The sequence below is a fragment of the Coleofasciculus sp. H7-2 genome (assembly GCF_042747725.1).
GTDB lineage: Bacteria > Cyanobacteriota > Cyanobacteriia > Cyanobacteriales > FACHB-T130 > FACHB-T130.
Map to the genome: position 1 here is coordinate 1 of NZ_JBHZGO010000070.1, position 8,050 is coordinate 8,050.

The 8,050-nt window shown below is 41.9% G+C and carries 8 protein-coding genes and 1 pseudogene; 8 read left to right on the forward strand and 1 reads right to left on the reverse strand.

Annotation, left to right across the window (positions count from 1 at the left end; all coding sequences use genetic code 11):
- Positions 1-105 precede the first annotated feature (105 nt).
- From ACFW2W_RS14190 to ACFW2W_RS14225, 8 genes and pseudogenes are all read left to right on the forward strand, one after another.
- Positions 106-1,125 carry a nucleoside hydrolase gene (locus ACFW2W_RS14190; RefSeq protein WP_378179032.1) on the forward strand — a complete coding sequence of 340 codons (1,020 nt, stop codon included), beginning with the start codon at positions 106-108 and terminating at the stop codon, positions 1,123-1,125.
- 88 nt (positions 1,126-1,213) lie between these two features.
- A pseudogene (locus ACFW2W_RS14195) lies at positions 1,214-2,706 on the forward strand (bifunctional metallophosphatase/5'-nucleotidase).
- An 89-nt stretch (positions 2,707-2,795) separates the two neighbouring features.
- The gene (locus ACFW2W_RS14200; protein ID WP_378179035.1) at positions 2,796-3,167 is read left to right on the forward strand and encodes a hypothetical protein; all 372 of its coding nucleotides are present in this window, start codon (positions 2,796-2,798) and stop codon (positions 3,165-3,167) included.
- Between the two features lie 219 nt (positions 3,168-3,386).
- A complete protein-coding gene (locus tag ACFW2W_RS14205) occupies positions 3,387-4,439 on the forward strand; it encodes an EF-hand domain-containing protein (protein WP_378179038.1) in 1,053 nt (350 codons plus the stop codon).
- 3 nt (positions 4,440-4,442) lie between these two features.
- Entirely contained in the window at positions 4,443-5,396 is a 954-nt protein-coding gene (locus tag ACFW2W_RS14210) for an NADPH oxidase family protein (RefSeq protein WP_378179041.1), read from the forward strand.
- Positions 5,397-5,468: 72 nt separating this feature from the next.
- Complete coding sequence (locus ACFW2W_RS14215) at positions 5,469-5,822, forward strand: hypothetical protein (protein ID WP_378179044.1); 354 nt, start codon at positions 5,469-5,471, stop codon at positions 5,820-5,822.
- A gap of 133 nt (positions 5,823-5,955) precedes the next feature.
- Positions 5,956-6,372 carry a globin family protein gene (locus ACFW2W_RS14220; protein WP_378179047.1) on the forward strand — a complete coding sequence of 139 codons (417 nt, stop codon included), beginning with the start codon at positions 5,956-5,958 and terminating at the stop codon, positions 6,370-6,372.
- Positions 6,373-6,526: 154 nt separating this feature from the next.
- Positions 6,527-7,843: a globin family protein gene (locus ACFW2W_RS14225; RefSeq protein ID WP_378179050.1), complete on the forward strand. Its 1,317-nt coding sequence runs from the start codon at positions 6,527-6,529 to the stop codon at positions 7,841-7,843.
- Here ACFW2W_RS14225 and ACFW2W_RS14230 read toward each other — a convergent pair.
- Positions 7,820-8,050 (reverse strand): transposase (locus ACFW2W_RS14230; RefSeq protein ID WP_378179053.1); only part of this gene is annotated, 231 nt, incomplete at its 5' end. The two genes, ACFW2W_RS14225 and ACFW2W_RS14230, sit on opposite strands and share 24 nt — an antisense overlap.

The window sequence follows — 8,050 nt, forward strand, 5'->3', positions numbered from 1 at the left end:
ATAAATTTCGCTATTTGCAATTAGAATTGAGCCGCCGCTGTTCCATTGTGCATTGGAGCTACGATTTACTGCCCAATATGCTTGTCTAATCTTTCATGAAGTTTTATGTCTGGATTCAACACTTCTGTGACAACTCAACTTACTCATCCCAAAATTATTCTCGACACTGATCCGGGTGGAGATGATATCTACGCCTTCCTTTGGCTTCTCGGCTTGGTCAAACAAGGACTCGCTGAACTTGTTGCTGTTACTTCCGCCGATGGCAATGTCGCTGCTAAACGCACGTTTTCTAGTGCTAGCCAAATTTTAAATTTAGTAGGGTTCTCAGACATAAAGGTGGGTCGCGGTGTCCCCTTAAAAGAAGAAATTGTAGAAGATGCTGGCCATATTCATGGGTCGGATGGGATGGGCAATCTGTCCCATACTTTACCTCCAGCCACGCATAACTTTGAGGAAGCTCACTACTCCGACGAAATCATCATCGACGAGCTGAACGCAGCTCCGGGAGAGATTACCATTGTAGCGATCGGACCCCTGACCAACCTCGCTGCTGCGGAAACGAAAAGTCCCGGCATCCTGAAAAAAGCCAAGGAAATTGTGATCATGGGGGGTGCCTTCTTCTGTCCTGGTAATGTGACTCCCCATGCTGAATTTAATATTTGGTTTAATGTTGAAGCGGCTCAGACAGTATTTGATAGCCGAGATGATATTGTTGTGATGCCGCTAGATGTGACGCGGCACTTAATCTTCACGCGAGAGATGACTCAGGCAGTCACTCAGGCGAATCCGGAGAGTAAACTTTCTCAATTCTTGATCGCTCTTTGTGAGTTCATGATTGGCACAGCCTTGAGTTATCGAGAAACAGCAGGAATTCCAGGTCTCCTTGTCCATGATGCAGCAACCTTGGGATACCTATTTTATCCAGAAACACTGATGTTGAAAAGGGCAAAAGTCCAGGTTGAAACAAAGGGAGAGTGGACTCTGGGACAGACATCCATTGATAGTCGTCCTGCACCGAAAACAGGAGCAAATGCCTGGGTGGCGTTGCAGGTCGATGAGGGCAAATTTTTCACCAGCTTCGTTGAAGATTTGAAGCAGCTATTCACAACCGCTGCTCTTTCGTGAAGGCGAGATCCCCGACTTCTTAAAGAAGTCGGGGATCTGAAACGCTGAATAGGCAAAATTAAACGTATTAGTTTCACAAACGTAAAAAATGATGATGACCACAGAGCGGTTTAAAAAGTTTACGATCTTACATTCAAATGATATGCATGGAGACTTCCTGGCAGAGGCTGGGGGTGAAGAAGGTCATTTGATTGGTGGAATGTCGCTGCTTTCCGGCTATATCAATAAGGTGCGCCAGGAAGAGAAAAACGTGCTTTTTGTCATTTCTGGTGACATGGTACAGGGTTCTCTCATTGATAAGGAATATAAAGGTCTTTCAACCATAGAGATTATGAATTACCTCGCTCCAGATGTAGTGACTCTGGGGAATCACGAATTAGATTATGGGTTACCTCACTTACTGTTCCTGGAAAAAATGGCAAATTTTCCAATCGTGAATGCCAACTTGTATATCACAAAGTACAACAAACGCTTGATGAATCCATATATCATCCTCAATGTAGATGGATTCGATATTATGTTCATCGGGATTATTACTGAAGAAGTTCTCAAGTCATTAAAACGTGACGGTAGTATTGGCACATTCGTAAATCTTGAAGATGCTGCTTCAGAAGTTGGTAAAATTTGCGACGCCTACAAAAACGAGGACATTGACTTAACAATTCTGCTAACTCACATCGGTTTTGAAGAGGATAAAAAACTAGCGGCATTGCTAAACCCGCAATGGGGTGTGGATATGATTATTGGCGGACACTCCCATACATTTTTAGAACAACCTGCCGAAGTTAACAATATTCTGATCGCACAAGCTGGAATTGGCACAGATCAAATTGGACGTTTCGATATTGTAGTGGATGACGATACTAACAGCATCGTTGAATGGAAGTGGCAACTCCTCCCTGTAGATAATAATCTGGCTGAGCCAGATCCAGAAATCGAAAAGCTGATTGCGACTTTCCAAGAAGAAGTCGATCGCAAATATAATCGACTAATTGGAAGATTAGCACATAAACTGACCCATCCTAATCGTGAAGAAGAAACGGAATTGGGTAACTTAATCGTTGATATTGTTGCCCAACTAGATACGTTAGATGTAGCTCTGATAGGAAGTGGTTCAATTCGTAAAACAAAATTAGGGCCGCTAGTGACACTGAGCGATCTTAAAGAAGTTTTTCCTTACGACGATGTACTTTATAAACTTAAAGTTACAGGCGTACAGCTCACCCAGATATTTGCACATATTATGAGACTGGAAAACAGAATTCCCGGTGAAAGTTGTTGTTTTCAGGTAAGCAAAGGTACTCAGGCAGTTTACAGTGATTCCCAAAATCAGCTTGAATCTTTGAGCATTATTTGAGCATTAATGGACAACCTGTACAAGCTGATGCTGAATACACTATCTGTGTAGAGGAATATCATTACAAAAATTCCCTACATAGTCTAGGCATAACAACTGAAGAAGTGACAAAATTAGACAACGCAAAAGTAGTTTCAACCTCTTGCCAGAATGTCCTTGAAGAATACTTTAGCCATCATCAAAATCTTAATAGCCATATAGAAGGACGATTAATTTACAACTAGAAATATTTTAAACCTTTGCTTAACGGGTTCTGCCTGGGTAGCAAGGATTTATATCGCCTTCTGATTAGTTTTATGGAGCAGTAGTTAGGATGATAGTCCTTCCCAATCAGCCCGTTCCAGTAATAGTAGATAAAGACGGTGGTGTTGATGATGCCTTGGCTTTGACAATGCTTTTATTGGACGATTTATCCTTGAAGGAGCTGCTATTTATGAAAAAAACTCCTTCAGAAAAAGCTGTCGAGGATATGAATTCTAGAGAAAAGGTCTTCCACTACTTCAAAACCAAATATTCCAATCTGTCAACCATCTATACGCTGATCGCCATTATAATTTCCTGGTGTGGGATTTGGGGTTTGCTCTGGGACATCCCCATGCAACCATTTTGGCGATCGCTACTGACCATTTTTCTTGGCTTCTTCTTGCTCTATATTGACGATTTGAAATTGGACGAGATTGGTTGAAACAACTGTAGCCAGCTACAGTGCGTGACACATCAATATAGTACCTCCCAGCTAGGAAAAGAAATAGATACCCATGAAATTAGACAAATTCGTACACGCCAAAATAGGGTTTTTCTAATATCGCTCCCTGAAAGTCATTTAAAAAAATTGCTTTTTTAAGGCGATAAAGGCTAGAAAAAATACTCCAAAAAGTAAAATTTTCAAGAGGTTAATTGGACGATGGATACGCCCAGAAAAACTTTAGAAGAATTGCGAAGAGTCTTTACCCAAATTGCCGGAAAAGACCAACAGATCGACCAAGCAGAATTTAAGAAAGCTCTGGGGCTAAAAGACGAATATTTTGCAACCCGAATGTTTTCCATATTTGATAGCGATAAAAGTGGCATTATCAACATTGAAGAGTTTTTGAAAACAGTAGAGGAACTTGTCTTTGCAACTGAAGATGAAAAACTGGAATTTGCTTACCGATTGCACGACATAAACGGGGACGGTTCCATTGAAAAGGATGAAGTTTCTCGTTTGATTGTTGCTAGTTTGAAAGAAAATAATCTCGATTTTCCGCCGGAGCAAGTTGCCGCTCTAATTGACATTTTGTTTTTAGAAGCTGATACAGATAAAAGTGGCGAAATTTCATTTAAAGAGTTCAAAGGTTTAATCGGAAAACATCCCGATCTTCTTGAGGCGATGGCAGTTAGCCCCGTTAGCTGGTTAAAACCTCGCAAGCCAGATGACACCATACCAGTTCTGCCCAAACAGAAAAGGTCGCGCCAGCTCTACGTCAAGCATTACATTCAAAACAACTGGGTTAAGATTGCTTTTTTGTCTCTCTATCTTGCTGTCAACTTGTTGCTTTTCTTTGGAGCGGTTGATCGATACGCAAGCCAAGGCGCAAATTTGTACGTACAAATTGCGCGGGGATGTGGCGCAGCGCTCAACTTTAACGGGGCATTGATCCTAATTCCCATGTTGCGGCATTTTATGACTTGGCTTCGCAAAACGAGCATCAACAACTATCTGCCCATAGATGAGGGCATCGAGTTTCACAAGCTCGTGGGTCAATTCATGTTTGCCTTTGCGATCGTCCATACGATCGCGCATTTTCTCAATTACACCACATTGCCGATTCCCTTTGCACAAAGTCTTTTTGCAACGAAGGCTGGCTTGTCAGGATTTTTATTACTGCTAGTTTTCGCAGTTATGTGGGTGACAGCGCAAGCTCCAATCCGCAAAGGCGGAAAATTTGCGCTTTTCTATACAGCTCATATGTTGTAAGTCGTGTGGTTTGCCCTGGCGTTAGTTCACGGGCCAGTTTTTTGGCAGTGGGTGTTGTTACCTGTTGTGGGATTTGCGATCGAACTGGTTATTCGCGCTCGGAATACAAAAGAGCCAGCCTATGTAGTTAATGCCACTTTACTCCCCTCCAAAGTTCTAGGTTTGGAAATTGCACGTTCGCAATCTTTCCACTATCAACCAGGGGACTATGTGTTTGTTAAATGTCCCAGTCTCTCCAAATATGAATGGCATCCATTTACAATTAGTAGCGCCCCCGAAATGCAGGATGTCTTATCTGTACACATACGCTCTGCGGGCAGTTGGACTGGAAAGTTATATCAACTTTTCCGAGAGCAGCACGAGCAATGGATACGGTCAGGTAACTCTAAATACGAGCCTGGAGTGCTTGTCCATTTAGATGGTCCCTACGGTACGCCAAGTACCCACATTTTTGAATCTAAGTACGCTATTCTAATCGCTGCGGGTATTGGCATAACTCCATTTGCCTCTATCTTGAAAAGTATGTTGTACCGCAACAAACAAGGTTCTTCAAGAATGAATTTGCAAAAGGTACATTTTTACTGGCTCAACAGAGAGCAAAAAGCGTTTGAATGGTTTGTTGAACTGTTATCCAGAATCGAAGCCGAAGACACTAACAACCTATTTGACATTAATTTGTATATGACAGGTGCCCAGCAAAAGTCTGATATGAAATCCAGCACCCTATTTGTGGCAATGGATTTGATGCATTCCCAAACGCAGGTTGATTTGATTACAGGTTTAAAGAGCCGTACACAAACGGGTCGTCCAGATTGGGAGGAGATTTTCCAAGATGTGGCAAAGCAACACGCGCCCGATAAAGTTGACGTATATTTCTGCGGCCCTCCCGGACTCTCGCTACAATTGAGGAATCTCTGCCATAAATACGGGTTTGGCTATAGAAAAGAAAATTTCTAGCCAAAATTCTGGTAACTGTGGATAAAATCTGAAAAGAGCGATCGCTCTCCCTCCCGATCAAAAACACCTTACTTGAGTACCTCCAAACTAGCAAGAAAAATAGAGTCAATGAAGTTAGACAAGTTTGTACTAGCACAAAATATGGCTTTTCTGATGTCAATTCCACCAGAAAGTAATTTAAGAAAATTACTTTCCTTTTGTTTGGCGGTAAAGGCTAGAAAAAAGCTTTCAGGAACAGAAATTTTGAAGATGACGTGCGAACTAATGGAAAACCCATCTAATTTGCCTTATTGGACTCAAGATGTGATGGGACTCGATTTTGATTACAGTGCTGAGGAGTGGCAAGCATTGGGAGAGATGGGCATAGAAAATGCAGGAGATTTTATGGCTGCGATGTGGCAAGAATTAGATTCTTTGAGTTTGTAAGCTCAAGCCCTGGCTGAAGCACAGGGATTCTCGGACTCTAGAAAAGGAATTAAAATCATTCGTAAGGGCGGAAAGTCCAGAAAACCCTGTGTTTAGACATGGGAAGGTTATCCTTTCAAGTCAGGTACAAAATATGTCTTTGAACGTTGAACTTTTAGAGCAAAGTTTTGAGAAGGTCAAACCTCATGCCGATGAATTTGTAGCCAGCTTCTACGAAAATCTATTTGCCGCTCATCCAGAAGTGAAACCGCTATTTGCTAAAACGAATATGGCAGAGCAACGGAAACATCTGTTAGCGGCTTTGGGCTTGGTGGTACAAAATCTCCGTAAACCAGAGGTTTTAGGGGAAGCTCTCAAAACTTTAGGAGCCAAACACGTTGGATATGGGACAATTCCCCAACATTATCCCGCAGTTGGGGGAGCATTGCTGACAACTTTTGAACAGTATCTCCAGCAAGATTGGACTCCTGAAGTCAAGCAAGCGTGGACAGATGCCTTTGGAGTAATTACACAACAGATGTTAAAAGGTGCAGACGCAGTATCTTTTTAGTTTTCAAGAAGCTTATCGACCTTTTCAAATCAAAAACTCTGATTAACAACCTATCTGGAATACTAAATACTTTGCTCATAAGCCAAAAGGTCTTATGAGCAAAGTATAAGGATTTAAGCATAGCAAAGTTTAGCTTTTAAATTAGGGGCGAAATATGTCTTTGAACGTTGAACTTTTAGAGCAAAGTTTTGAGAAAGTTAAATCTCGTGCTGATGAATTTGCAGCCAGCTTCTACGAAAATCTGTTTACAGCGCACCCAGAAATGAAACCGTTGTTTGCCACAACTGATATGGCAAAGCAACAGAAAAAGCTGATTAATGCTCTGGTGTTGGTGGTAGAAAGTCTCCGCAATCCCGATGCTTTAGGGGAAGTTCTCAAAGCTCTGGGAGGTAGACACATCGGATATGGGGCAACTGCCAAACATTATGGTCCAGTTGGGGAAGCCCTGCTGGTATCTTTGGAGCAATATCTACAAGAAGATTGGACTCCTGAAGTCAAGCTGGCGTGGGTAAATGCCTATAGAGCGATAACGCAAACGATGTTACAAGGTGCAGGTGTAGCTCATGCACCAGAAAAAGTAGAGACAAGGGCAACTTCACACAAACAACCAGCGACAGCACCAACCGCACCAGCAGAACAAAAAAGCCAGTCAGTCCCAGATTTAGAGTCAAAATTACCTGTAGAGATACTGGAACAAAGTTTTGAGAAAGTCAAACTTCGTGCTGATGAATTTGCAGCTAGCTTCTACGAAAATCTGTTTACAGCGCACCCAGAAGTGAAACCGTTGTTTGCCACAACTGATATGGCAAAGCAACAGAAGAAGCTGATTAATGCTCTGGTGTTGGTGGTAGAAAGTCTCCGCAATCCCGATGCTTTAGGGGAAGTTCTCAAAGCTCTGGGAGGTAGACACATCGGATATGGGGCAACTGCCAAACATTATGGTCCAGTTGGGGAAGCCCTGCTGGTATCTTTGGAGCAATATCTCCAGCAAGATTGGACTCCTGAAGTCAAGCTGGCGTGGGTAAATGCCTATAGAGCGATAACGCAAACGATGTTGCAAGGTGCAGGTGAAAAAGCTCAACCAACAGTTGTACGAGATGAAACAGCAACTATTAAGAAACCTTCAGAATTAAAGGTAGAAAGAAACGAATATAAGCCATTTCAACCCGAAATAAAGCCGCAGAAAAAGCCTTTAGTATCAATTCAGTTAGATGGGGATATTTTCAAAGAAATTCTAGCGAAAGTTACCGACAGTTATCAACAATTTCAGACTCAATTATCAGAGCAGTCGTGGAGTCAAACCATTAAAAAAATACCGGAGAAAGTTATCGACACTTTCTGGACACAACCGGTATGGGTAGTCGCTACGGCTTCAGCTGTCATTATGACGGTAGTTCTGGTGATCGCCGATGAAAATTCTTGGCTCTTCAGTACCTGTTATGCTAGATCAACAATTAAAATGCCAATTTAATAAGCATCTAATCCGGAAGTTTTCCAAGTTTCTAAATCCATAAGCCGAGCGTTTAATTAGCTTGAGTTTGTTATTTATACCCTCAACAGTACCACTAGTTGTCCTATTATCAAAGTAAGCAATAATTTCATCAAACCAACGAATAATAGTATTGTGGCTATTTGGAAAATATTTTTTAGCTCTCGATAACCATATACCTAGTTTCAA

Excerpts from the sequence above, each read along its gene's own strand:
- ACFW2W_RS14190 (WP_378179032.1), top strand. The coding sequence starts at position 106 with ATGTCTGGATTCAACACTTCTGTGACAACTCAACTTACTCATCCCAAA.
- ACFW2W_RS14200 (WP_378179035.1), top strand. The coding sequence starts at position 2,796 with ATGATAGTCCTTCCCAATCAGCCCGTTCCAGTAATAGTAGATAAAGAC.
- ACFW2W_RS14205 (WP_378179038.1), top strand. The coding sequence starts at position 3,387 with ATGGATACGCCCAGAAAAACTTTAGAAGAATTGCGAAGAGTCTTTACC.
- ACFW2W_RS14220 (WP_378179047.1), top strand. The coding sequence starts at position 5,956 with ATGTCTTTGAACGTTGAACTTTTAGAGCAAAGTTTTGAGAAGGTCAAA.
- ACFW2W_RS14225 (WP_378179050.1), top strand. The coding sequence starts at position 6,527 with ATGTCTTTGAACGTTGAACTTTTAGAGCAAAGTTTTGAGAAAGTTAAA.